This window comes from Streptomyces reniochalinae (assembly GCF_003323735.1).
In the GTDB taxonomy this organism is placed as follows: domain Bacteria; phylum Actinomycetota; class Actinomycetes; order Streptomycetales; family Streptomycetaceae; genus Streptomyces; species Streptomyces reniochalinae.
Genome location: NZ_QOIM01000021.1, coordinates 45,227 through 69,292, shown reverse-complemented (window position 1 = coordinate 69,292; position 24,066 = coordinate 45,227). Strand labels below are relative to the sequence as shown.

Below are 24,066 nucleotides of genomic sequence, written 5' to 3'. Positions count from 1 at the left end.
CGGGGGTCGTACGCTGCTTGCGGACCGGCCCCGCAGGGCGCCCACCGCCACAAGCGGCCCCCGTGCGAGGGCTACGACGCGATTCCAGGAGTCACTACCGTGATCGAGGTATCACCTTCTGCAAGCGTTCCGGCCGGCCTCCCCGCGGGGAACCCGGTCACCGCCACCCTCTTCCACTCCGACCAGGGCGGCCACGAGCAGGTTCTGCTCTGCCAGGACCGCCCCAGCGGCCTCAAGGCCGTCATCGCGCTGCACTCCACCGCGCTCGGCCCCGCCCTGGGCGGCACCCGCTTCCACGCCTACGCGGCCTCGGCGGATCCCGAGCAGTCCGCGGTGCTCGACGCGCTCAACCTCGCGCGCGGCATGTCCTACAAGAACGCGCTGGCCGGGCTCGACCACGGCGGCGGCAAGGCCGTGATCATCGGCGACCCCGAGCAGCTCAAGAGCGAGGCGCTGCTGCGCGCCTACGGACGCTTCGTCGCCTCACTGGGCGGCCGCTACGTCACGGCGTGCGACGTGGGCACCTACGTGCAGGACATGGACGTGGTGGCCCAGGAGTGCCGCTGGACCACCGGACGCTCCCCGGAGAACGGGGGCGCGGGCGACTCCTCCGTCCTCACCGCTTTCGGCGTCTTCCAGGGGATGCGGGCCAGCGCCCAGCACCTGTGGGGCGCCCCCACGCTGCGCGGCAGGCTCGTCGGCGTCGCCGGCGTCGGCAAGGTCGGCAAACACCTGGTCGACCACCTGCTGCAGGACGGCGCCCGGGTCGTGGTCACGGACGTGCGCGAGGAGTCCGTGCGCGCGGTGCTGGCGGCCCACCCCGGTGCGCCTCTGACCGCCGTCGCGGACACCTGGACCCTGCTGCGCACCGAGGGTCTGGACCTGTATGCGCCCTGTGCCCTCGGCGGCGCGCTGGACGACGAGACCGTCGCGGCGCTGACCGCCAGGATCGTCTGCGGGGCCGCCAACAACCAGCTCGCCCACCCCGGGGTGGAGAAGGACCTGGCCGACCAGGGCATCCTCTACGCCCCCGACTACGTGGTGAACGCGGGCGGCGTGATCCAGGTCGCCGACGAGTTCAACGGCTTCGACTTCACACGCGCGAAGGCAAAGGCGGCGCAGATCCTCGACACCACGACGTCGATCTTCGAGCGCGCGGCGGCGGACGGCGTGCCGCCGGCGGCTGCCGCCGACCGGCTCGCCGAGCAGCGCATGGGGCTGTGACAGCTCGGTAAGCGCCCCATCGGCACCGTGTGAACAGCGGCGGAGAGATCCGTGACAGTGGTCTCACCACCCCGCGGCGGGTCTCTCCGCTACAGGAAGGTAAAATCAGCACTGACCAGCACCAGGACGGTCAACGGGCGCGTCGGACGGCGGCCGTGTCGTGCGGGCGACGTACCGTACGGCGGCGGAAGCAGGTACCGTTGAAGCCCTGAGCACCGGTCTCTCCCTCGAGAGGCCGCTATGAAACATGAACGCGTGTCAAGACTCTGGGGCCGTCGAGCCCCGTCGTTGAGGGGGTCGAGCCATGGGGCGCGGCCGGGCCAAGGCCAAGCAGACGAAGGTCGCCCGCCAGCTGAAGTACAACACTGGCGGGACAGACCTCTCGCGCCTGGCCGAGGAGCTGGGCGCATCGACATCGAACGAGTCGCCGAACGGCGACCCTTTCGAAGACGATGAGCAGGACCCGTACGCACGGTACGCGGATCTGTACGACGACCAGGAGGAGGACGACAACGGCTCGCCCGAGTCGTCCGACCACCAGTCGAAGCGCCGCGGCGCCTGACGTTCAGCCTGACGTTCATCACCGGTACAGACCCGGTCCGGCTTCCGCCGGACCGGGTTCTGACGTGCCGCGCCGACGTCAGCGCGCATAGTCACCCGTCAGTGTGACGGCCTCCTCGCGGTCACCCCGCTCGGAGATCTCGCCGGCGACCCACGCGTCCACACCGCGGCCGCCCAGCGTCGCCAGCGTCGCGTCGACGGACCCCTGCGGTACGACGGCGATCATGCCGACGCCCATGTTCAGCGTCTTCTCCAGCTCGGCCCGCGCGACCTTCCCCGCGCCGCCGACCACGTCGAAGACAGCCCCGGGCGCCCACGTCGCCCTGTCCACCCGCGCGTGCAGCTCCCCAGGCACCACGCGGGCCAGGTTGCTGGCCAGCCCGCCGCCCGTCACGTGTGAGAACGCGTGCACCTCACTCGTCCGGGACAGCTCCAGGCAGTCCAGCGAGTAGATCTTCGTGGGCTCCAGCAGCTCCTCGCCGAGCGTGCGGCCGAACTCCGGCACCTCCCGCTCCAGCGTCCAGCCAGCCCGGTCGAACACCACGTGCCGCACCAGCGAGTACCCGTTCGAGTGAAGGCCCGAGGACGCCATCGCCACCACCGCGTCCCCCGAACGGATACGATCCGGGCCCAGCACGGCGTCCGCCTCCACCACGCCCGTCCCGGCGCCCGCCACGTCGTACTCGTCGGGGGCGAGCAGCCCCGGGTGCTCCGCCGTCTCGCCGCCCACCAGCGAGCAGCCGGCCAGCACGCACCCCTCGGCGATCCCCTTCACGATCTGCGCCACCCGCTCGGGAACGACCTTGCCCACGCAGATGTAGTCCGTCATGAACAGCGGTTCGGCGCCGCAGACCACCAGGTCGTCCACGACCATCGCCACCAGGTCGTGCCCGATCGTGTCGTGCACGTCCATCCGCTGCGCCAGCGCCACCTTGGTGCCCACCCCGTCCGTGGCCGAGGCCAGCAGCGGGCGGGCGTACTCCTTGAGCCGCGTCGCGTCGAAGAGGCCGGCGAAGCCGCCCAGCGAGCCGACCGACTCGGGCCGCTGGGTCCTGGCGACCCACTCCTTCATCAGCGTCACCGCGCGGTCGCCCGCCTCGATGTCGACCCCGGCGTCGGCGTAGCTGGCGCCTTCAGTGTTTGTCATCGGTACGTGTACGTCCTTTACGTGCGTGGGAGCCGGCGTGGGTCCGTTCGCCCCCGGCCCCTTCCCCGGCCTTCGGCCGGGAGGTGCCCCCAGCCGACCGCGGACGAGCGAAGCGGCTTCGGGGACGCCGGGCGCCCCCGAGCAGAAACGGTGAGGGTGGTCCCTCCCCCGACGAGGGCTGGGAGGGACAGGGGGAGGCCCAACAGCTACGGGCGCTTGAGGGCGTCCGCCGCGCCCACGCCGGAGGCCAGCGTGCCGACCCCGTCGACGTCGGCCGACGCCTCGGCCTCCAGCAGGTGCTTCCCGAGCAGCCCGGGCTCGGGAAGCTCCATCGGATACTCCCCGTCGAAACAGGCCCGGCACAGCTCCCGCTTGGGGATCGTCGTCGCGTCGGTCATGCCGTCGATCGAGATGTAGGCGAGCGAGTCGGCACCCAGTGACGTGCCGATCTCCTCGGTCGACAGCCCGTTGGCGATCAGCTCGGCCCTGGTCGCGAAGTCGATGCCGAAGAAGCACGGCCACTTGATCGGCGGCGAGGAGATCCGCACGTGCACCTCGGCCGCCCCGGCCTCGCGCAGCATCCGCACGAGCGCGCGCTGGGTGTTGCCGCGCACGATCGAGTCGTCCACGACGACCAGCCGCTTGCCGCGGATGACCTCCTTGAGCGGGTTCAGCTTGAGCCGGATACCCAGCTGCCGGATGGTCTGCGAGGGCTGGATGAAGGTGCGGCCCACGTAGGAGTTCTTGACCAGCCCCGAGCCGTACGGAATCCCGCTCGCCTCGGCGTAGCCGACCGCCGCGGGCGTGCCCGACTCCGGGGTCGCTATCACCAGATCGGCGTCCGCCGGGGCCTCGGCCGCCAGCTTGCGGCCCATCTCGACGCGCGACAGGTAGACGTTGCGGCCCGCGATGTCCGTGTCGGGGCGTGCCAGGTAGACGTACTCGAAAACACAGCCCCGCGGCTTCGCTTCAGCAAAACGTGAACTGCGCAGCCCGTCCGCGTCGATGGCGACGAGCTCGCCCGGCTCGATCTCCCGGATGAAGCTGGCGCCGACGATGTCGAGCGCCGAGGTCTCACTCGCCACGACCCAGCCGCGCTCCAGCCGGCCCAGCACCAGCGGCCTGACCCCCTGCGGGTCCCGCGCCGCGTACAGCGTGTTCTCGTCCATGAAGACCATCGAGAACGCGCCCCGCACCTGGGGCAGCACGAGCGGTGCCGCCTCCTCGACGGTCAGCGGCCTGCCCCCGTCGTCGGTCTGGCCCGCCAACAGGGCCGTGACCAGGTCGGTGTCGTTGGTCGCCGCGACCTGCGTGGCGCGCCCGTTGCCCGCCGAGGCCTGCTTGGCGACCAGCTCCGCCAGCTGGGCGGTGTTGACCAGGTTGCCGTTGTGACCCAGGGCGATCGAGCCGTGAGCGGTGGCGCGGAAGGTCGGCTGGGCGTTCTCCCACACCGAGGCGCCGGTCGTCGAGTAGCGCGCGTGACCCACGGCGATGTGGCCGCGCAAAGAACCTAGGGAAGTTTCGTCGAAGACCTGTGAGACCAGGCCCATGTCCTTGAAGACCAGGATCTGGGAGCCGTTGCTCACCGCGATGCCCGCGGACTCCTGACCGCGGTGTTGCAGGGCGTACAGGCCGAAATACGTGAGCTTCGCGACCTCTTCACCGGGCGCCCAGACACCGAAGACGCCGCAGGCGTCCTGGGGGCCCTTCTCACCGGGGAGGAGGTCGTGGCTGAGCTTTCCGTCACCACGTGGCACGTCTTCGAGTCTAGGCCAGCACCCGGACTCCGCCGAACCGGGGAACGCCCCGCGGAACGGCAGGGGTCTTGACGCCGGAGGCGCGGACCGTCTCGCACGCGCCGCCGACCGCCCCGACGGAGACGTACGGTAGCCGCCGCGCCGCTTCCCGTAGCCGCGCACGCGCCTCCAGCGCCCTCCCGTACCGCTCCCCGGGCGTTCGGGACCCCGCACCCGTCCCCGGATGCGACCGCACGCTGGTGAGATACCCCACTGCGCCCTTTCTCCCGCTCCGCCCCGACCGTGCGCAGGTCACCCCAGTACGGGGAGCACCCCCGACAGGTCGGACCGCTCGCCACCGGCCCGCAGCCGGCCGCCCTCCAACGCCTCGCCCCAGGCCAGCCGGCCCGTCGCCAGCCGGATCCAGGACAACGGGTCGGTCTCCACCACGCTCGGCGGGGTACCGCGGGTGTGCCGGGGGCCCTCCACCGCCTGCACGACGGCGAAGGGCGGCACCCGCACCTCGACGGCGCCGCCCGGCGCCTTGGCGGCCAGCGCGTCGGCGAGCACCCGGACGGTGGCCGCCGTCGCCTGCCGGTCCAGCGCGACGCGGACTCCGGTGGCGCGCGCCAGATCGTCGCTGTGCACCACCAGCTCGACCAGCCGGGACACCGTGAAATCCAGCATCCGCATCGGCCCGGCCTCCAGCGGGACCAGCAGGTCCTCCCGCACCGCCGATTCGATGACCGGCTCCAGATCGGCGACGGCCTGGTCCACCCGGGCGGGACCGTCCACGACCACCGCCGCCTCCTGGCGGGTCACCGCGTCCAACCGCTCGGCGTGGGTCGCCGTGGACAGGGCCCACCGCGACAGCGACACCTGCGGGGCCTGCGATGCCTGCGGGGCCCGTGGACTCTGCGGCGCCCGTGGGGTCTGCGCGGCGCGTGGGCTCCGCGGCGCCCGCGCGGGCGGTGGCTCGGTGGAGACGTCCGTCTCCGGCCTGCCCAGCTGCCGGGGGATCGCGTCGATCTGCTGGGCGATGTGCACCAGGAGGTGGTGCACATCCCATCCGGGCAGCCCGGACGGGAGGACGAGCTGAGCCGGAGTCAGGCGGTGTGCGGCGTCCGTGACGGCCTCCACCTGCTGGATGAGGGCCCTGCGGGTGCGGTTCGGGTCGTATGTACGCCGGTCTCTTCCGGAGGGGGTGGGCGGCATGTTCGGGAGACTAGCCGCCCCGGCCCCGCCGCGTGGGCAGCCCCTCCGGACGAGGGGGCTTGTCCGGTGCCCCACGCACGGGGGCTCCAGCCCGCACGCCCTGGGCCCGCCGGCCCGGTGGAGGTGCGGGGCGGAGCCCCGTGGAGAGGACCTGTCAGGCGAACAGCTCCGGGAGGGTGCTCTCGTGGGCGCTGCGCAGCTCGGCCAGCGGAAGCACGAACTGGCCCTGCACCTCCAGCGCTTCACCGTCGACGACACCCACCCGCGCCGCGGGCAGCCCGCGCACCGCGCACATGTCGGCGAAGCGGAGCTCCTCGCTGCGCGGGACAGCCACCAGCGCCCGCCCCTGCGACTCGGAGAAGAGGAAGACGAAGGGGTCGAGCCCGTCGGGCACGACGACGCGGGCCCCCTTCCCGCCCTTGAGGCAGGACTCGGCGAGGGCCTGGACGACGCCGCCGTCGGAGACGTCGTGGGCGGCGTCCACCATGCCGTCGCGGGACGCGGAGACGAGGATGTCCGCCAGGAGCCGCTCCCGTTCCAGATCGACCCGGGGCGGGCGTCCGCCCAGGTGGCCGTGGGCGACCTGGGACCACGCCGAACCGCCCAGCTCCTCGCGGGTCTCGCCGAGCAGGTAGATCAGGTGGCCCTCCTCGCGGAACGCCATGGGAGTGCGGCGTGCGACGTCGTCGATGACGCCGAGGACACCGACGACCGGCGTGGGGTGGATCGCGGCCTCGCCCGTCTGGTTGTAGAGCGAGACGTTGCCGCCGGTCACCGGCGTGCCCAGCTCCAGGCAGGCGTCGGCGAGGCCACGGGTGGCCTCCGCGAACTGCCACATGGCGGCCGGGTCCTCGGGGGAGCCGAAGTTGAGGCAGTCGGTGACGGCGAGCGGCTGTGCCCCGGTGGCGGCCACGTTGCGGTACGACTCGGCCAGCGCGAGCCGCGCTCCCTCGTAGGGGTCGAGTTTGGCGTAGCGGCCGTTGCCGTCGGTGGAGACGGCGACGCCGAGGCCGGTCCCGGCGTCGATGCGGATCATGCCGCTGTCCTCGGGCTGTGCGAGGACGGTGTCCCCGAGCACGTACCGGTCGTACTGGTCGGTGACCCAGGACTTGGCGGCCTGGTTCGGGGAGGAGACCAGCGCGAGCGCCGCGGCGCGCAGTGCGTCACCGTCCGCGGGGCGGGGCAGCCTGGCCGGGTCGTCGGCCTGCAACGCGTCCTGCCAGTCGGGACGGGCGTAGGGGCGCTCGTAGACGGGTCCCTCGTGGGCGACGGTCTTGGGGTCGACGTCGACGATCTTTTCGCCGTGCCAGAAGATCTCCAGCCGGTCGCCGTCGGTGACCTCACCGACGACGGTGGCCGTGACCTCCCACTTCTCGCAGATCGCGAGGAAGCCGTCCACGTTGCCGGGCTCGACCACGGCGCACATGCGCTCCTGCGACTCGCTCATCAGGATCTCCTCGGGCGAGAGCGAGGAGTCGCGCAGCGGCACGTCGTCCAGCTCGACGCGCATGCCGCCGGAGCCGTTGGAGGCCAGCTCGCTGGTCGCGCACGACAGACCGGCCGCACCCAGATCCTGGATACCGACGACGAGACCGGCGTGGAAGGCCTCCAGGGTGCACTCGATGAGCAGCTTCTCCTGGAAGGGGTCGCCGACCTGCACGGCGGGCCGCTTGGCGGGCTTGCCGTCAGTGTCCTCGAAGGTCTCGGACGCCAGGATGGAGGCGCCGCCGATGCCGTCGCCGCCCGTGCGGGCGCCGTAGAGGATCACCTTGTTGCCGGTGCCCGCGGCCTTCGCCAGGTGGATGTCCTCGTGCTTCATCACCCCCACGCACAGGGCGTTGACCAGCGGGTTCCCCTGGTAGCAGGCGTCGAAGACGACCTCGCCGCCGATGTTGGGCAGCCCCAGGCAGTTGCCGTAGCCGCCGATGCCCGCGACGACGCCCGGCAGGACGCGCTTGGTGTCCGGGTGGTCGGCCGCGCCGAAGCGCAGCGGGTCCATGACGGCGACCGGGCGGGCACCCATGGCGATGATGTCGCGGACGATGCCGCCGATACCGGTGGCCGCGCCCTGGTACGGCTCGACGTACGAGGGATGGTTGTGCGACTCGACCTTGAAGGTGACCGCGTAGCCCTGGCCGACGTCCACCACGCCGGCCTGCTCACCGATACCGACGAGCATGGCCTCCGCGCCGGGACCCTCCGTCGGCGCCTTCTCGCCGAACTGCCGCAGGTGGACCTTGCTGCTCTTGTAGGAGCAGTGCTCGGACCACATCACCGAGTACATCGCCAGTTCGGCGCCGGTGGGACGGCGGCCGAGGATGTCCCGGATGCGGGCGTACTCGTCCTCCTTGAGGCCGAGTTCCGCCCAGGGAAGACCGGTCTCGGGGGTCTCTGCCGCGTGCTTGACGGTGTCCAGGGGGGCGCTCATGAGGTGACCAGCTTCTTGACGGCCGAGGTGAAGAACCCGAGCCCGTCGGTCGTCGGCCCCGTCAGGGCCTCGACGGCGTGCTCGGGGTGCGGCATGAGACCGACCACGTTCCCGGCCTCGTTGGTGATTCCGGCGATGTCGCGGCGCGAGCCGTTCGGGTTGCCGTCCAGATAACGGAAGACCACGCGGCCTTCGGCCTCCAGTTCGTCCAGGGTGCGCTCGTCGGCGACGTAGCCGCCCTCACCGTTCTTGAGCGGAACGGTGATCTCCTGGCCGCGCTCGTAGTCCGACGTCCACGCGGTGTCCGCGCTCTCGACGCGCAGACGCTGGTCACGGCAGACGAAGTGCAGGTGGTCGTTGCGTGTCAACGCCCCCGGGAGCAGGTGGGATTCACACAGGACCTGGAAACCGTTGCAGATGCCGAGCACCGGCATTCCGGCCTTCGCCTGTTCGATCACCGTCGCCATGACGGGCGAGAAGCGGGCAATTGCGCCGCACCGCAGATAGTCGCCGTAACTGAATCCGCCGGGCAGCACCACGGCGTCGACCTGGTGCAGGTCCTTGTCACGGTGCCACAGCGCGACGGGGTCACCGCCCGCGAGGCCGATCGCGCGGCGCGCGTCGCTGTCGTCGAGGGAACCCGGAAAGGTGACGACGCCGATACGGGTGGTCACGCCGGGGCTCCTTCGGACGGGATGTCCGTGCCGGCGACGGCGCGCTCGGTGCCGTCGGTCTCCCTGACCTTCACCGTGAAGTCCTCGATCACGGTGTTGGCCAGGAACGTCTCGGCCAGTTCACGGATGCGGGCGAGGGCGCTCCCGTCGACGGGGCCCTCCACTTCGAGCTCGAAGCGCTTGCCCTGGCGGACATCGGAGATCCCCTCGAAGCCCAGGCGAGGCAGTGCACGCTGCACCGCCTGTCCCTGGGGGTCGAGAATCTCCGGCTTCAGCATGACGTCGACGACGACGCGAGCCACAGGTACTCCTAGTGCTTAGCGGGGCGCTGCGCTGGCCAGCGTACCCGGCACGAGAATCTACGCGCGTTGATATGCAGGGAGTTCGCCCGGGAGTCCGAACGGAGACCCCGGCTTCTTCCCCGGTTCTTGCCCCGTCCTTGACCGGTTCTTGCCGAAGATCCACGTGACGATCCTGGCAGGACTTCGCGAAGCACTGTAAAAACCGAGCGGAAATAAGTAGGGTCCCGATTGCGGCCGGAACCCGATCCGAATTCCGGGCCATAATGTTTGTGTGCCGGCCGCGACCTTTGTGCGCACACTCGTCGCCGAGCGCCGGCGCACAGCCTCCAGCTGAATAAGAACCCGTCTCCTATCCGGGCTCGCCCCCACACCCGCCGCACGGCGGGGCCCCGGTCGCCAACCGCCCGGGGAAAGCGGGGCGACCCCTTTCGCGATCCTGAGGGAAGGACCGATATCCGTGGCACAACGCGTAGTGGTGATGCTGTCCGATGACATCGACGGCGGAGAAGCGGCGGAGACGGTCACCTTCGGACTCGACGGCAAAACCTACGAGATCGACCTGAACCCCGACAATGCGAAGCGGCTCCGCACCGAGCTCGCCCCCTTCGTCGAGGCAGGACGCAAGCGGGCGAAGTCCGGCAAGGCGTACCGGCGCACCTCCATCGACCCCGACCCGCGCGCGGTCCGCGCCTGGGCCGAGTCGAACGGCTTCGACGTGCCGGCGCGGGGCCGCATCCCCAAGAAGGTGTACGAGGCGTTCCACGCCGCGCGGTGACGGCGCCATCTGGTGAGGGTTCCGTGCGGTGAGGGTGTCGCTTGGTGACAGTGCCGCCTGGTGAGGTGCCTCGGTGAGGGCGCCGCCTGATGACGGTGCCTCGGTGAGGGTGCCGCTTCGTGACGGTGCCGTCTGGTGACAGTGCCGCTCGGTGACGGTGCCGTCTGGTGACAGTGCCGTGCGGTGAGGGTGTCGCTTGGTGGCAGTGCCATGTGGTTACGGCGCCGTGCGGTGAGAGCGCCGCGCGGTGACAGCGCCGTGTGGATGCGGCGCCGTGGGATACGGCGCCGTCGGTGGCGCAGGTCACGGGTCGGCCGTCGGAGGACGGTCGGCCCTTACGCGTTGGGGGCGCCTCGGGATCGGCGCTCCCCCGACCATGGTCGCGCCCTTGGGACAGCCGATCCGACAGGACGGAGCGACACCTCAGAGGCCGGGTGTCCACACACGGTGCCGTATCCCGGTGGGCAGCCGACGCGACGCGCGACCCCACGCACGGAGGCGCGCCACCCCACGCGCGGAGGGGTAACGCCTCGGGAGACCTGCGCGCTCCTTCGCCCGCGGTCGCTTGTGCCTCCGGTCGCGCCCCAGGGGCAACCGGCCTGACACTTCGGAGCGCGCCTCACCCGACAGGTGCGGCTCTCCAGCGGGGCCGCCCGATGGGGCTTCCCACCGGCTGCCTCGAAGCCACCCCTGCCCCCTCCCTCCCCCGGGGCTGACGGCCACGCCGTGCGTGACCGGCGCGTCCCCACGCCGCCGGCGCGTCCTCCGGGCCTTCCCCACGCTCCTGGGCATCGGCAAGAGACAGCCGGCCCCCCTCACAGGCCCCTTCTCCAAGGGGGACCCTCTCGGGGGCAGGAAGAGCATGCGTGGAGCTCCGTCGGGATGGGCGGCTCCGTGCCGTTGCGGGTCTTCCCGTAGCGCCCGGCGCCCACACGCGTGGCGGCTCCCTTCCCCGCACCCCTCGTTTCCGGCCCGCCCAGCGGCAGGACCCCCTGATACGGGCGTGCCCGGTCGGCTGGCGCGGCGGGGAGCCGGTCCGGTCCGCAGGAGGGGACGTCGGAGAGGGGACGTCGGAGAGGGGACGTCTGGTGGCGGGCGAGGCGAGGCGGTGGCGACCGGTCCGAACACGTGCCCTCGGCCCGGCTCGTGGGCGGGGCGGTGTGGGGCGGGGCGGGAGTCAGGTGGCGGCTGGAGTGGGCGACTTGCCAGAGGGGGCGGGTGATCGGATAGAGTCAAGGCACGCCGCGAGGGGAACCCCGAAAGGGGGGAACCGGCAAGCGTGCGGGTGTAGCTCAGTAGTAGAGCGCCCTCTTTCCAAGAGGGAGGCGCAGTGTGCGATTCCTGTCACCCGCTCTCCATTACGGACCGCCGGTCGGAAACGATCAGGTAGAGTAGTGGTCGCGCCGCTCGGTGAAAGCCGGGTGGAGGCATGCGGACGTAGCTCAGTTGGTAGAGCGCAACCTTGCCAAGGTTGAGGTCGCGAGTTCGAGCCTCGTCGTCCGCTCAGCGCAGAAAGGGCCCCGGTCTTCGGACCGGGGCTCTTTCGCATGGTGGCGCTTCGCATGGTGGCGCTTTCACACGGCTTCGCGCGCCGTCGGCTCCGGATGACATTCGTCATCAGCACCCATGACGGCCCGCACTCGATTCCGGCCGGTCCCGGCGGGAGTCTGAGGATATGGACGCGATAGAGGTCGAAGGGCTGAGGCGCCGCTACGGGGCGGCGGACGGAGGCACGTCGGGCAGCGGGTTCGAGGCTGTGCGTGGCGTGTCGTTCTCTGTACGCGAGGGGGAGATATTCGCGCTGCTGGGCACCAACGGGGCGGGAAAGACGTCCACGGTGGAGGTGCTGGAGGGGCTGGCGAGGCCGACGGCGGGCACGGTGCGGGTGCTGGGGTTCGACCCGTTCACGCAGCGGGCGTACGTGCGGCCGCGCACCGGGGTCATGTTGCAGGAGGGCGGGTTCCCCTCTGAGCTGACGGTCGTCGAGACGGCGACGATGTGGGCGGGGGTCACCAGTGAGGCCCGGCCGCCGCGTGAGGTGCTCGAACTGGTCGGTCTCGGCACGCGGTGCGACGTCCGCGTCAAGCAGCTGTCGGGTGGTGAACGGCGGCGGCTGGACCTGGCGTTGGCGCTGATCGGGCGGCCCGAGGTGCTCTTCCTGGACGAGCCGACGACCGGCATGGACCCTGAAGGGCGCCGGGACATGGCCGCGTTGGTGCGCGAGCTGCGCGCCGAGGGTACGACGGTGCTGCTGACGACGCACTACCTGGAAGAGGCCGAGCAGTTGGCCGACCGGCTGGCGATCATGCAGGCCGGGCAGGTCGTGGCGGCGGGGACGACGGAGCAGGTGGTGGCGGATCGTCCGTCGCGGATCTCGTTCCGGTTGCCGGCGGACATGCACGCCAGAGAGCTTCCGCTGAGTGTTCCGGCGGCCGTGGAGGGGCGCAGGGTCTCGATACGGACGCACGAGCTCCAGCCGGTGCTGACGGAACTGCTGCTGTGGGCCCGGGAGGCGGGTGTGCGCCTGGAGGGCCTACAGGCGCGGTCCGCGTCGCTGGAGGAGGCGTTCTTGGAGATAGCCCAGGCGGGCAACCGGCCGGAGGACGGCAGCGGCGGCACGAGCACGTACATGAGCACGGGCACGGTGACGGGGGTAGGGGCATGAGTACGACGAGCGCGACGACGACCAATCCGCTGAAGCCGGCCGGCGGCGGCCGGGCGAGGACGCTCTCCCCGCGCCGTATACGGGCGCTGGCGCGCGCGGAGCTGACACTGCTGGTGCGCAACAGGTCGTCGCTCTTCGTGGCGCTGCTGCTGCCGCTCGTTCTGACGTTCTCCACCAAGACGGCCGCCGAGCAGGCCGATCTGTCCGGCACGGGGCTCTCGGTGGGGACGACCGTGCTGCCGGGCTCCGTGGGGATGGTGCTGCTGTTCGCCGTCTACAGCAACCTCATAGGCGTCTATGTCGCCCGCCGTGAGGAGCTGGTGCTCAAGCGGCTGCGCACGGGTGAGGCCAACGATGTGGAGATCCTCGGCGCCGCCGCGCTGCCCTCCGTGGTCATCGGGCTCATACAGTCGGCCGTGCTGCTGATCGGCGGTGCGCTGCTTCTCGACGTGGGGGTGCCGTCCCGTCCCGATCTGCTGGTGGCCGGGCTGCTCCTGGGCACGCTGATGATGGTGACGTTGGCCGCCGCTTCGGCCGCCGTCACCCGTACCGCTGAGCTGGCCCAGCTCACGCCGATGCCGCTGATGCTGGCGACGTTCGCCGGTTCGGGGCTCTTCGTGCCGCTCGAGGTCTTTCCCGACACGCTCGCTGAGGTGTGCCGGTGGCTTCCGATGACCCCGGTGACGGATCTGCTGCGGGGCGCCTGGACGGAGCAGCTGAGCGGTCTGGAGACGCTGCGGGCGCTGGCGGTCGCCGCCGGCTGGACGGCGCTCGCCGGCTACGCGCTGCGCAAGCGCTTCCGCTGGGAGCCACGGCGCTGAGCCCGCTGGTCCGTGGTGATCGGGGCAGGAGGTTCACGGTTCCGGGCGTCGGCGCTGACGGGGGCGCGGCCGGACAGGGCGCCGGGGACTGTCGCGGCACGTACCGTGTGAGGACCGTAGGCGAGGCGGGACAGGACGGGGACAGGAGGCGGTCGTCGATGCTCCGCTGGGGCCGGCAGAAGCGGCACAACTGGGAGAAGCGCAGCAGACTGGCGCAGGTCGAGGTGTCGACGCGATGGCTGCTGCTGTTGACGCCGGCCATCTACTACCTGGGGGGCATGCCCGGGTTCTTCGCCGACATCACCCGCGACCGGCTGCCGATGTCGCTCGGCGCCACGGTGGCCGTGCTGGCGTTCGTGCAGGGCGGTCTGAGCGTGCGCGGGCTGCGGGTCGCCATGGAGTGCTATCTGGGCAGGGCCGAGGTGCCGCGCCGTCTGCTGGCCGCCGGGCTGGCCGTGTTCGCCCTGGAGACGGCTGTTCTCGTCGTGATGATCGTCCGCGGCTGGGCGGGAGATGCGGCCGGTCCCGCGTTGGCGCTGTTCGCGGTCGTACCGACCCTTTCGGGGGTGTACGCACTGACGGTATCGCGGCGGCGTTCGGTGGCCGTCCCGCTGGTGGTCAGCGCCCTGGTGCTGGCCGCCTTCGCGCTGGCGGGCATGGCGTGGCCGAGCTTGGTGGGCACGTTCATCGTGCTCGTTTTCGGTAGCTTGTGCGGGGCGTTCTCGCTGCGCGGCACCGCCTGGTACCTGGCCGTGATGCGGGAGCTCGACGAGGCCAGGGAGGCGCAGTCGCGGCTCGCTGTCGCGGAGGAGCGGCTGCGTTTCAGCCGCGACCTGCACGACGTGATGGGCCGCAACCTGTCGGTCATCGCGCTCAAGAGCGAGCTGGCCACCCAGCTCGCACGGCGGGGCGCCGACTCGGCCATCGAGCAGATGCTTCAGGTACAGCGGCTGGCCAGGGAGTCGCAGACCGAGGTGCGGGAGGTCGTGCGCGGCTACCGCGAGGCCGGGTTGGAGACCGAGCTCGCCGGTGCGCGCGGGGTCCTGCGGGCCGCCGGGGTGGACTGCCGTGTCGAGTCCACGGCGCCGGAGATGGACCGCGGTGTGCAGTCCGCGCTGGGCTGGGTCGTCCGGGAAGGCGCCACCAACGTCCTGCGGCACGCGGACGCCGCCCGCTGCCTGATCCGGCTGACGACGGGCGCCCCGGGCACGGTGGCGCTGCTGATGGAGAACGACGGCGCCGAGCCGGGCGCTGCCGACCGCGGTGCGGGCCTCACCGGCCTCGCCGAGCGCCTCGCCGCCCTCGGCGGCACCCTGGTTCGGACCGGCGCGGACGCCGAGGGGGTCTTCCGGCTACAGGTCGAGATCCCCCCGCATCCCGAGACTCCCGGGGCGCCCTCCGCTCAGCCCCCCGCCTCCGACGAGCACCCCCCACGGGGGGACGGGGACTCCGGCCTCACGGACGGGGACGACGCGTCCGGCCCCACCCACGCGGACAACGGCTCCGGTGCCGCACGCGGGGGCGGGCAGGCGTCGGGTGCGGCGGCACGGTCGGAGGCGGGCGGAGAGGGACGGTCCGGTCGAGGCAGCCGCTTGGCTGCCGCAGCCCCTGGCCTGAGCTCGGGCAAGGACACGAGCGCGAACACAGGCCCCGGCACGGGCGCTGACACGGGCACGAGCCCCGGCACGGGCCCGGGCAGGCACCCGGCCACCGCCGAGGGACAGGTACAGGAACAGGCACGGGGGCAAAGACCAGGGCAGAGACCCGGGCCGGGACAGGAACCCGGGCCAGGACAAGGACCCGGGCCGGGACAGGTGGACAGACCGGGTGGGCTGCTGCGGCGTGCGCTCGCCCGTGGCGGCGTGACGTCCGGAGGAGGACCACGTGGCTGAGGAGGCCGAGGCACCGGAGGGCGGCCGCCCCATCCGGGTGCTGCTGGCGGACGACGAGCACCTGATCCGTGGGGCGCTGGCGGCGCTGCTGGCGTTGGAGGACGACCTGGCGATCGTCGCCGAGGCGGCGTCGGGCACCGAGGCGGTGGCCATGGCCACCGCGCACCGCCCGGATGTGGCGGTGCTCGATCTGCAGATGCCGGGCGCGGACGGGGTGCGGGTCGCGGCGACGCTGCGTGAGTCGGTGCCCGGGTGCCGGACGATGATCGTGACGAGTCACGGCAGGCCGGGGCACCTCAAACGGGCGCTGGCCGCGGGCGTGCGCGGCTTCGTGCCGAAGACCGCGTCCGCCGAACAGCTCGCGGAGATCATCCGTACCGTGCACGGCGGCAACCGCTACGTGGATCCGCAGCTGGCGGCGGACGCCATCAGCGCGGGGGACTCTCCCCTGTCGGCGCGGGAGGCCGAGCTGCTGGAGCTGGCCGCGGACGGTGCGCCGGTGGCGGACATCGCCACGCGGGCGTCGCTGACCCAGGGCACAGTGCGCAACTACCTGTCGGCGGCCGTGGCGAAACTGGGCGCGGAGAACCGGCACGCGGCGGTCCGCATGGCCCGCGAGCGGGGGTGGATCTGAGGGGGCGTGCGGAGGCACCGCGGGCCCGGAAAAGTACGGCTATACTGGGCCGCGCACCACGGAGGTCCGGCCCGGTCCGGGCCGAGGGTGGGGCACGCGGACGTAGCTCAGTTGGTAGAGCGCAACCTTGCCAAGGTTGAGGTCGCGAGTTCGAGCCTCGTCGTCCGCTCAGCGCGGTGGGTGCCGTGAGCGGCACGGAGTAACCGAAGAAGGCCCCGGTCGTCTCGACCGGGGCCTTCGCCGTGTGACACCGTCCACCGCACTGCCCTGGTCAGCTCCAGGGCACGCCGGTGAGACGTTCGTAGGCCTCGATGTAGCGGGCGCGAGTGGCCTCGACGACCTCGTCGGGGAGGGCGGGCGGGGGCTGCTCGCCGTTGCGGTCCCAGCCGGAGGCGGGCGAGGTGAGCCAGTCGCGGACGTACTGCTTGTCGAAGGACGGCTGCGCGCGGCCCGGCTGCCAGGTGTCGGCGGGCCAGAAGCGGGACGAGTCGGGGGTGAGCACCTCGTCCGCGAGGGTGAGCACGGGCTCGCTGCCGGCCTCACCCGTCTCGTCCCAGCCGAACTCGAACTTGGTGTCGGCCAGGATGATGCCGCGTTCGCGGGCGATGTCGCGGGCACGGTCGTAGGCGGCGAGGGTGCACTGGCGCAGCGTCGTCGCGGTCTCGGGGCCGACCTGGCGGGCCATCTCCTCGTAGCTGACGTTCTCGTCGTGCTCCCCCACCTCGGCCTTGGTGGCGGGGGTGAAGACGGAGCCGGGCAGCTCGGAGCCGTTCTCCAGGCCGGGCGGCAGGGCGAGGCCGCAGACGGTCTGGTCCTGCTCGTACTCGGCCAGTCCCGATCCGGCGAGGTAGCCGCGGGCCACGCACTCGACGGGGATCATGCGCAGGGGGCGGCACACCATCGTGCGGCCCTCCCAGTCGGCGGGGGCTCCGGCGGGCACGTCGGTGCTGAGCACGTGGTTGGGCAGGTCTTCGAGCTGTTCGAACCACCACAGGGAGAGCCGGGTGAGGACGCGGCCCTTGTCGGGGATCGCGGTGGGCAGCACCCAGTCGAACGCGGAGATCCGGTCGCTGGCGACCATCACCAGATCGCCGTCCTCGTTCCGGTAGAGGTCGCGCACCTTGCCCGTGTGCAGGTGCACCAGGCCGGGTACCTGGGCGGGCTCGGGTTTTTCGACGAATCCCGTCACGTTCTTTCCTCCCTGGGGGCAGCCGACACGACACGGCGAGTGCCCTGATTCTCCCCTGCCACCCGGACGGGGTGCCTGTCGGGCCGACCGGAGGGGTGCTGCCGTGGGGTTGCCGGCGGAGGGTGCTGCCCGGAGGGATGCTCACGAAGGCGACGGGGTCAGTCGCGCTTGCAGATGCGGTCGAGCAGGTTGCTGGTGGCGCGCTGGACACGTGCGTCCACGTAGCCGGGCCGGTCCAGGGCGGGCGACCAGGCGAAGGTGCCGGAGGAGAAGACGAGGGCGCCGGAGGGGGCGCGGTAGAGGGAGGTCTCCTGGTGGCGGGGGGTCCCGGCGCGGTCGCGGTAGGGGGAGTGGGCGAGGAGGATGCGGTCGGTGTGCTCGGGCAGCACGGTGCGCGGGAAGTAGCGGTCGGCCTCCCCGGCGACCAGCCCGGGCAGTTCGTCGCCCTCCGCCGCGTCGGTGGCCTCCCACAGCCAGTGTTCGGCGTTGCGGACGATGAGCGGGTAGGGCTCGGCGACCTGGCCGGCGTACTGGATGCCCAGCAGCGCCTGCTCCGGGTCGCCCTGCTCGCGCCAGAGCGCGGGGCGCCCGGGGCCGCGCCGTTTGCGGCAGGTCAGCAGGCGGTCGGGGGCCCCGGAGGGCAGCGCGTCGAGTTCGACCTGCCAGTACATGGTGTTGGCGGAGAGGAAGACCAGCGCGGTGCCGCTGTCGCGTGCCCGTTCGGCGGCGCGGCGCATCGGCACCGTCCAGTACTCGTCGTGTCCGGGGAAGACCAGGCCGCGGTAGCGCGTGGGGTCGACGCGCCCCGCGTGCAGGTCGCGGGTGTCGGCGTACGCCAGGTCGTAGCCGTACCGCTCGGCCCAGCGGATGAAGTCGTAGGCGTGGCCGACGTGCAGCGGCAGGCCCGAGCCCGCGTAGGGGCGGTCGAACGAGACGGTCATCGCCGCCTCGCTCTCGCCCAGCAGCCGTCCGTCGTCGTCCCACGCGTGGTACAGGCTGGCGCCGGTGCGGCCGTCCTCGGGGAAGAGGTTGTACGCCTGCCAGGTGACGTCCGGCATCAGCAGCAGCAGGTCTCCCGGGTCACGGTCGCGAACGGTGAAGGGGATGTGGGAGCGGTGCCCGTCAGCGGTGGTCAGGACGGCGACGTAGGCGCCGGTGGACCAGTGCTCGGGGATCTGCAACCGCCAGGACAGCCACCAGTGGTGGCAGGAGACGGTGCGGTCGGCGGCCATCGGCGCGGGCTGCATGATGCCGGACAGCCGCGGACTCGTGGTGATCTTGGTGGCGCCCACGCCGCCGTAGTGGCCGATGCGGTAGACGTCGACGCTGAAGTCCTGCGGCGGGTTGACGGTGATGCGGAAGTCGATGGACTCCCCCGGCGGCGTGCCGCCCGCCACGGAGGCGAACCCCTTGATCTGGCAGCGCACGTCGTCCGCGGTGGGCGGAGCGCTGCTGGACAGGCCGCGCGTACGGGGCTTGGGGACGGTCTGCTCACCGCCCGCCAGTTCGCGGACGAGTTCGGGGGTGCGGGAGGTCTGGCCGGGTGCCTGGTCGACGCAGTCGATGTACCAGGGCACGAGGCGGCCGTTCTCGAAGTAGTTCTCACTCACCCGCAGCCAGGGCAGCGGACCCTGGCCGAAGGGGTCGGTCACCGCGTGGGCGAGCGCCCCCGACTCCCACCGCCTCAGCTGCTGCGGTCCGGCCGCACCCGCGGGGTGTGCGATCGGTGCGGTCCGCTCGACCTGCTCGATCCGCTCGGTCCCCATGTGCTGCTCCCTCCCCGTCGCCTCGCTCCGCCTCCGCTGTGCCGCTGTGCCGCGTGGGTGACGGCGAACAGCACATCACATTACGCAAGGGTGTGGTCACCCTTCGTCGCTAAATGGCTGGAGATGATCTTCAGACGAGTCGCACGGGCTTCTCAGGGCGCACCCCGACTCTCACCAGCCAGTCCCGCAGCCCCTCCGCCTCCCCGTCCTCGACGAGCGCCAGCACCAGCCCGGCGAGCTCACCCGCGCGCTCGCCGTCCACGAACAGCGCAGGCCCGTCGAGCCAGTCCAGCCCCGGAGTGGCGCCCGCCGTGTCGACCGCGGCGCAGCAGACGGCCGCGGTGACGTGGTCGGCCAGCAACTCCCTGCCGCTGCGGGGAGACTGGAGGGGCAGGCCCATGGGCGCCGGCGGCACCGGGGGCGCGGGACGCGGGTCCACGGCGCCGGCCGTCAGCTGAGCGCCGGGGCTCGCACCGACGCTCCCAGGGGCGCGGGCAGCCTCCGCACGCGCCACCTGAGCGGTCAGACGCGCGGCCAGCGCGTCCGTCCCCCCGGGCGCCGTGAAGCGGTCCAGCACCCGCGCGAGCGTCGGCACCGCCAACTGGGCGCTCGCAGGGCCCTCCCCGGACTCGTGCTCCGGTCCGCCGGGACCTCTCGGGGCCACCGCCGCCGGGCTGACGGTCACCGGGCGCTGCCCGGGCGAGGCCGTTCCCGCGGGCTGCGCGACGGGGGCGTACGGCGGGGGCGCGCCCTGCGTCCGTCCGTCCTCGGCCGGTGCCGCGGGGTCGAGCGCTTCGAGGGCGTCGAAGAGGCGGGACGCCTCCGCGCGCCAGATGCGGTCGACGACCTCCTCGGGGTAGGCCGACCACTCCACCGGCGTCCATTCGGGCACGCTCGGGCCCTCGTGCGCGGCGCCGGCCGAACCGGCGCCACCTCGACAGGAACCGGCACCGGAACCGGAACCGGTGGGCTCGCCGTCCGGGGGCAGGGGCGGGTGCGGCCCCAGGAAGAGGCGGGCCGCGAGGAGGGAGACGGCACCGTCCACGCTGCCCGGCTCCACCAGCAGATCGCACGCCGGGCGCTCCCCCAGGCGGGAAGTGAAGCCTTCGGCGAGCCGGTCGCGGTGGGAGAGCTCCGTCAGCGCGGAGACCACCCCCGCGTCCAGCCGGGTGGGCCACAGCCCCAGCCGCCAGGCCGGCAGTGCGACCCGGGTGAGCAGCCGGTCCCATCCGGCGTACGCGAGACCGACCTGCTCCTGAGCGGCCACCCGCAGCCCGTAGTCGACGGCGTGCGCCCGCTCGGCGGCCGCGGCGGCGACCCCGCGCTCCATCTCGGCGGCGTGCGGGCCCACCGAGCGCAGCAGCCGGCGTGCGAGGCGCGCCACCAGGCGGTGCACGGTCCGGCGCAGCACCGCGGGCACCGGCACCCCGGCGCTGCGGCCCGGCGGTCCAGGGCCGCCCTCGCCCGCGGGGCCGTTCCCCCACTGACCCGGGTGGCCGGGCAGCGGGGCGTGCTCACTTCCGGCGACCGCGGCGTCCAGGCCGCGAACGAAGCGGCGGGCGGCGGCTATGTCCGGATGCGCGGAAGGGCCCGTGCCGGCGACGACGGGGGCCAGCAGGGCCCGGAGTTCCGCCACCCGCATCCACCACAGGAAGGGGGAGCCGATGACCAGGACGGGGGCCGTGCCGGCGCCGCGCCCCGAGCCGCCGTACGCGCCGGAGCCGCTTCTCGCCGCGCCGCGGACCGCCCCGGCGGCGTTCGGGCCGTGGCGCGCGTCGCCGTGCGCGCCCGGGTGCGCACCACCGTTCGCAGACTCGTGCGTACCACCGCGCGCACCTTCGCGCGTAGCGCCGCTCGCCCCCTCGTGCGGACCTTTGTGTGCGCCCGGCGCGCCGTCGCGTCCGTCGCCCTCGGCGCTGTGCGTGCCGGCGGGTGGCCCGTCGTGGGTGCGGTCCTCCAGCCAGCTGTCGCAGTCCGGGGTCAGCGCGATCGCGGAGGGTGCCGGGACTTCGAGCCGTTCGGCGAGATCCCGGACCAGGGCGTGCAGGTCGGGCGCCGCGCGCTCGTCGAGCGGAACCGTGGGGGAGACGGCGGGGCGGCCCCGCGCGATCACCAGCCCTGCGACCGCGGCGCAGCCGAGCGCCAGCACGGCCAGGGCCGTCACCGTCCAGCGCGCGGCGTCCCAGCCGGGCGAGGGGCCGAGGCCGAACTGGCCTGTCGAACGCCCCACCCACAAGATCACCGCGGCGGCGGCGGGGAGCAGGGCGAGGGCGAGCGCCGTGCTGCGCACCCGGAGCACGGCCAGGGCATGGTCGCGCGCCGAGCGCGCGACGGCGCGCCGGCCGGGACCGCCGGCGAAGCTCACGCCACCGGAAGAGCTCACGTCTCACCCCCGCTCCGTTCGGGACCGCTGGGGACCGCAGCCGGAATCTCCGGCTTCCACCCACTGTGTCACCGCGTTCTGACACCGCAATGTGCGCTGAGCCAGTCGACGGACCTCGCCCGCCCGCGGCCGCGAGGTGCCAGGTGACCGCGTCACGGCACTTGTGCGGCACCCTAGTTGGGGCCCTCGCGGCCGTCAGCCGTACAAGGCCCTCGTCACTCGATGGAATGGCTTTGGGTAGAGCTCTTGCCCCGGAGGCCCCAGGGGTATATGCGGGCCCGTCAGTCCCCGGCGGCGGCGCGCTCGGCGGCGCGCTCGGCGATGTCCGAGCGGTGGTGCGAGCCCTCCAGCCTGACGCGGCCGACCGCCGTGTAGGCACGGTCGCGCGCCTCGCTCAGGTCCACGCCCGTCGCGGTCACCGACAGGACGCGGCCGCCCGCGCTGCGCACGGTGCCGTCGGCGTCCGCCTTCGTGCCCGCGTGCAGGACGTAGGTCTCGGGGCCGTCCTCGCGCGCGACCTCGGCCAGGCCCTCGACGACGTCACCCTTACGGGGTGCCGCGGGGTAGCCCTCCGCCGCGACCACCACGGTCACGGCGGCGCCGTCGCTCCAGCGCAGCGCGGGGAAGTCGGCGAGTGATCCGGTCGCCGCCGCGTACAGCAGCCCGCCCAGAGGCGTACGGAGCCGCGCGAGGACGGCCTGCGTCTCCGGGTCGCCGAACCGGGCGTTGAACTCGATGACGCGCAGCCCGCGCGAGGTGAGGGCCAGACCGGCGTACAGCAGCCCGGAGAAGGGGGTGCCGCGCCGGTGCAGTTCGCGGACGGTGGGCTCCAGGACCGACGTCGTGATCTCGTCGACGAGCTTCGGGTCGGCCCACGGCAGCGGCGAGTAGGCGCCCATGCCGCCGGTGTTGGGGCCCTCGTCGCCGTCGAGGGCGCGCTTGAAGTCCTGCGCGGGCTGGAGGGGGACGACTGTACGGCCGTCGGTCACCGCGAAGAGGGAGACCTCCGGGCCGTCCAGGAACTCCTCGATGACGACGGCGCCGCCGCAGGCTCGCGCGTGGGCGCGCGCCTGTGCGAGGTCGTCGGTCACCACGACGCCCTTGCCCGCGGCCAGTCCGTCGTCCTTGACGACGTACGGCGGGCCGAACGCGGCCAGCGCGGAGTCCGCCTCCTCGGGCGTCGTGCACACGTAGCTGCGTGCCGTCGGCACCCCCGCGTGCGCCATGACCTCCTTGGCGAACGCCTTGGAGCCCTCCAGCACGGCCGCCTGTGCCGACGGACCGAAGACGGGGACACCGTGCGCGCGTACCGCGTCCGCGACGCCCGCCACCAGCGGTGCCTCGGGACCGACGACGACGAGGTCGGCCGCGACCTGCTCCGAGGCGGCCAGCGCGGCGACGGCCTCGCCGTCCAGCACATCCACCGCGTGCTGGGTGGCCACTTCGCCGATCCCGGCGTTACCCGGCGCGCAGTGCACGGCGTCGACCTCGGGGTCGAGGGAGAGCGAGCGACAGATTGCGTGTTCGCGGGCACCGCCGCCAATGACCAGAATCCTCACGCCGCCACCCTAACGGCAGCGCCGACGGCGCCCGCCGAGGCCGCGGGAGCGGCCCGTTCGCCCGCGCCACGGGCGCGCCACCCGCACCGGAGGGCGGTCGCCTCCCGGGCCGGGCAGTCCGTACGGGTGACGGGCCGGTGTCTTATACCCGACCGTGCGCCACTTCTGGGGGGATTTCGGCGCGGATCGTCGGCGTGGTCCCACTTCTGGCGGTAGGAAGAGCGGACCGGGCCTCGGGAACACGGGGTCGCCGGAGACGCCGACAAGGCAGCCGAGGGAGTGCGCGTGAAGCGGGTGAAGCAGCCGGATCTGCTGGGGAGGGGGTTCCCGTCCGGAGACTGGGACGAGCCCGCCGAACGCCTGGAGGAGCTCTACCGCTGGGTGGAGCAGGAGGCGATGCGCGTCGTCGACTGGTACCTCGCGGACCGGACACGCAAGCGCAGGTGGGCGCGGGCGCTGCGGGGCGGCGTGGTGGTCGGCACGGGGCTCGGGGCACTGCTGCCGCTCGCCGACCTGGCGGGGCTGCCCTTACCGCACGGGGGCGCCGGATACCTGGGCTACGTGGCGCTGCTGTTCGCCGCGGGGTGCGCCCTCGCCGACCGGTGGCTGGGCATGACCTCGGGGTGGATGCGGGACATGGCCGCCGCGCTGGCCGTGCACCGCAGGCTGGAGACGCTGCGCTACGAGTGGGCGGCGGAGAACGTACGGGAGGTCCTCGGGCCCGCCGAGGGGACGGCGGGTGAGGCCGCCGAGCGCTCCTTGGCCGTCCTCCGCCGCTTCTCGGACGACGTCAACGAGACGCTGCGCGCCGAGACGACCGACTGGATGGTCGCCTTCCGCACCACGGGGTCGCCCCTGGCCATGAACGCCTCAGGCGGCTCCCCCGCTCCGTGGCGCACCCCGCCGCGCCGCCTTCCCCCGGCGGGCCCCGGGGGAGGCGGCTGGGCCACCATGCCGCGCCAGCGGCCGCCGGCCGGGTGACCGCCGGGCCGGCCAGGCCCCGGCAGGGACCGCCCGAGCCGCCCGGGTCGGCCGGCCACCGGCCGGGGCCGTCCAGGCCCTTCCGGCTCGGCCGGAGCCGGCCGGTACACGCCA

The 24,066-nt window shown here is 72.9% G+C and carries 18 protein-coding genes and 3 tRNA genes; 11 read left to right on the top strand and 10 right to left on the bottom strand.

Annotated features, from left to right (window positions below; all coding sequences use genetic code 11):
- The first annotated feature begins 99 nt into the window (after positions 1-99).
- Positions 100-1,224, top strand: coding sequence for a Leu/Phe/Val dehydrogenase (locus DQ392_RS03120; protein ID WP_114013915.1), 1,125 nt, complete (start codon positions 100-102; stop codon positions 1,222-1,224).
- Positions 1,225-1,528: 304 nt separating this feature from the next.
- Positions 1,529-1,786, top strand: coding sequence for a DUF3073 domain-containing protein (locus tag DQ392_RS03115; RefSeq protein ID WP_114013914.1), 258 nt, complete (start codon positions 1,529-1,531; stop codon positions 1,784-1,786).
- A gap of 78 nt (positions 1,787-1,864) precedes the next feature.
- Here DQ392_RS03115 and purM read toward each other — a convergent pair whose 3' ends face one another.
- The 6 genes from purM to purS form a co-directional block, all read right to left on the bottom strand.
- Positions 1,865-2,932, bottom strand: coding sequence for a phosphoribosylformylglycinamidine cyclo-ligase (purM, locus tag DQ392_RS03110; protein ID WP_114013913.1), 1,068 nt, complete (start codon positions 2,930-2,932; stop codon positions 1,865-1,867).
- A 206-nt stretch (positions 2,933-3,138) separates the two neighbouring features.
- On the bottom strand, positions 3,139-4,689 hold the full coding sequence (gene purF, locus DQ392_RS03105; RefSeq protein ID WP_114013912.1) for an amidophosphoribosyltransferase: 1,551 nt from the start codon (positions 4,687-4,689) through the stop codon (positions 3,139-3,141).
- A gap of 291 nt (positions 4,690-4,980) precedes the next feature.
- Positions 4,981-5,883: a sterol carrier family protein gene (locus DQ392_RS03100; RefSeq protein ID WP_114013911.1), complete on the bottom strand. Its 903-nt coding sequence runs from the start codon at positions 5,881-5,883 to the stop codon at positions 4,981-4,983.
- Between the two features lie 154 nt (positions 5,884-6,037).
- Positions 6,038-8,311: a phosphoribosylformylglycinamidine synthase subunit PurL gene (gene purL, locus DQ392_RS03095; protein WP_114013910.1), complete on the bottom strand. Its 2,274-nt coding sequence runs from the start codon at positions 8,309-8,311 to the stop codon at positions 6,038-6,040.
- Positions 8,308-8,985: a phosphoribosylformylglycinamidine synthase subunit PurQ gene (gene purQ / locus DQ392_RS03090; RefSeq protein WP_114013909.1), complete on the bottom strand. Its 678-nt coding sequence runs from the start codon at positions 8,983-8,985 to the stop codon at positions 8,308-8,310. The genes purL and purQ overlap by 4 nt, the downstream gene beginning before the upstream one ends.
- A complete protein-coding gene (gene purS / locus DQ392_RS03085) occupies positions 8,982-9,287 on the bottom strand; it encodes a phosphoribosylformylglycinamidine synthase subunit PurS (protein WP_114013908.1) in 306 nt (101 codons plus the stop codon). Before purS ends, purQ begins: the two co-directional genes overlap by 4 nt.
- Positions 9,288-9,744: 457 nt before the next feature.
- Between purS and DQ392_RS03080 the strand changes: the two genes are divergently transcribed.
- From DQ392_RS03080 to DQ392_RS03045, 8 genes are all read left to right on the top strand, one after another.
- A complete protein-coding gene (locus DQ392_RS03080) occupies positions 9,745-10,062 on the top strand; it encodes a histone-like nucleoid-structuring protein Lsr2 (protein WP_114013907.1) in 318 nt (105 codons plus the stop codon).
- 1,281 nt (positions 10,063-11,343) lie between these two features.
- Positions 11,344-11,415: transfer RNA gene (locus tag DQ392_RS03075), tRNA-Gly, on the top strand.
- A 78-nt stretch (positions 11,416-11,493) separates the two neighbouring features.
- A tRNA-Gly gene (locus tag DQ392_RS03070) sits at positions 11,494-11,566 on the top strand.
- A gap of 171 nt (positions 11,567-11,737) precedes the next feature.
- Positions 11,738-12,727 (top strand): ABC transporter ATP-binding protein, encoded by a 990-nt coding sequence (locus DQ392_RS03065; protein WP_114013906.1) that lies wholly within the window; start codon positions 11,738-11,740, stop codon positions 12,725-12,727.
- Positions 12,724-13,548: an ABC transporter permease gene (locus DQ392_RS03060; RefSeq protein WP_114013905.1), complete on the top strand. Its 825-nt coding sequence runs from the start codon at positions 12,724-12,726 to the stop codon at positions 13,546-13,548. The genes DQ392_RS03065 and DQ392_RS03060 overlap by 4 nt, the downstream gene beginning before the upstream one ends.
- Positions 13,549-13,706: 158 nt before the next feature.
- A complete protein-coding gene (locus tag DQ392_RS03055) occupies positions 13,707-15,440 on the top strand; it encodes a sensor histidine kinase (protein WP_245981125.1) in 1,734 nt (577 codons plus the stop codon).
- Positions 15,433-16,074, top strand: coding sequence for a response regulator transcription factor (locus DQ392_RS03050; RefSeq protein ID WP_114013904.1), 642 nt, complete (start codon positions 15,433-15,435; stop codon positions 16,072-16,074). Before DQ392_RS03055 ends, DQ392_RS03050 begins: the two co-directional genes overlap by 8 nt.
- 96 nt (positions 16,075-16,170) lie before the next feature.
- Positions 16,171-16,243, top strand: a tRNA-Gly gene (locus DQ392_RS03045).
- Positions 16,244-16,345: 102 nt separating this feature from the next.
- On the opposite strand, the gene DQ392_RS03040 is transcribed toward DQ392_RS03045, so the two are convergent.
- The 4 genes from DQ392_RS03040 to purD all read right to left on the bottom strand — a co-directional run bounded on the left by DQ392_RS03040 (position 16,346) and on the right by purD (position 22,971).
- Complete coding sequence (locus tag DQ392_RS03040; protein WP_114013903.1) at positions 16,346-17,263, bottom strand: phosphoribosylaminoimidazolesuccinocarboxamide synthase; 918 nt, start codon at positions 17,261-17,263, stop codon at positions 16,346-16,348.
- Positions 17,264-17,421: 158 nt separating this feature from the next.
- Entirely contained in the window at positions 17,422-19,029 is a 1,608-nt protein-coding gene (locus DQ392_RS03035; protein WP_245981123.1) for a N,N-dimethylformamidase beta subunit family domain-containing protein, read from the bottom strand.
- Between the two features lie 130 nt (positions 19,030-19,159).
- Positions 19,160-21,328 (bottom strand): hypothetical protein, encoded by a 2,169-nt coding sequence (locus DQ392_RS03030; RefSeq protein ID WP_114013990.1) that lies wholly within the window; start codon positions 21,326-21,328, stop codon positions 19,160-19,162.
- Between the two features lie 365 nt (positions 21,329-21,693).
- Positions 21,694-22,971, bottom strand: coding sequence for a phosphoribosylamine--glycine ligase (gene purD, locus DQ392_RS03025; protein ID WP_114013902.1), 1,278 nt, complete (start codon positions 22,969-22,971; stop codon positions 21,694-21,696).
- A 285-nt stretch (positions 22,972-23,256) separates the two neighbouring features.
- Between purD and DQ392_RS03020 the strand changes: the two genes are divergently transcribed.
- Positions 23,257-23,952, top strand: a complete 696-nt coding sequence (locus tag DQ392_RS03020; RefSeq protein WP_114013901.1) for an SLATT domain-containing protein — start codon at positions 23,257-23,259, stop codon at positions 23,950-23,952.
- Positions 23,953-24,066: the final 114 nt, after the last annotated feature.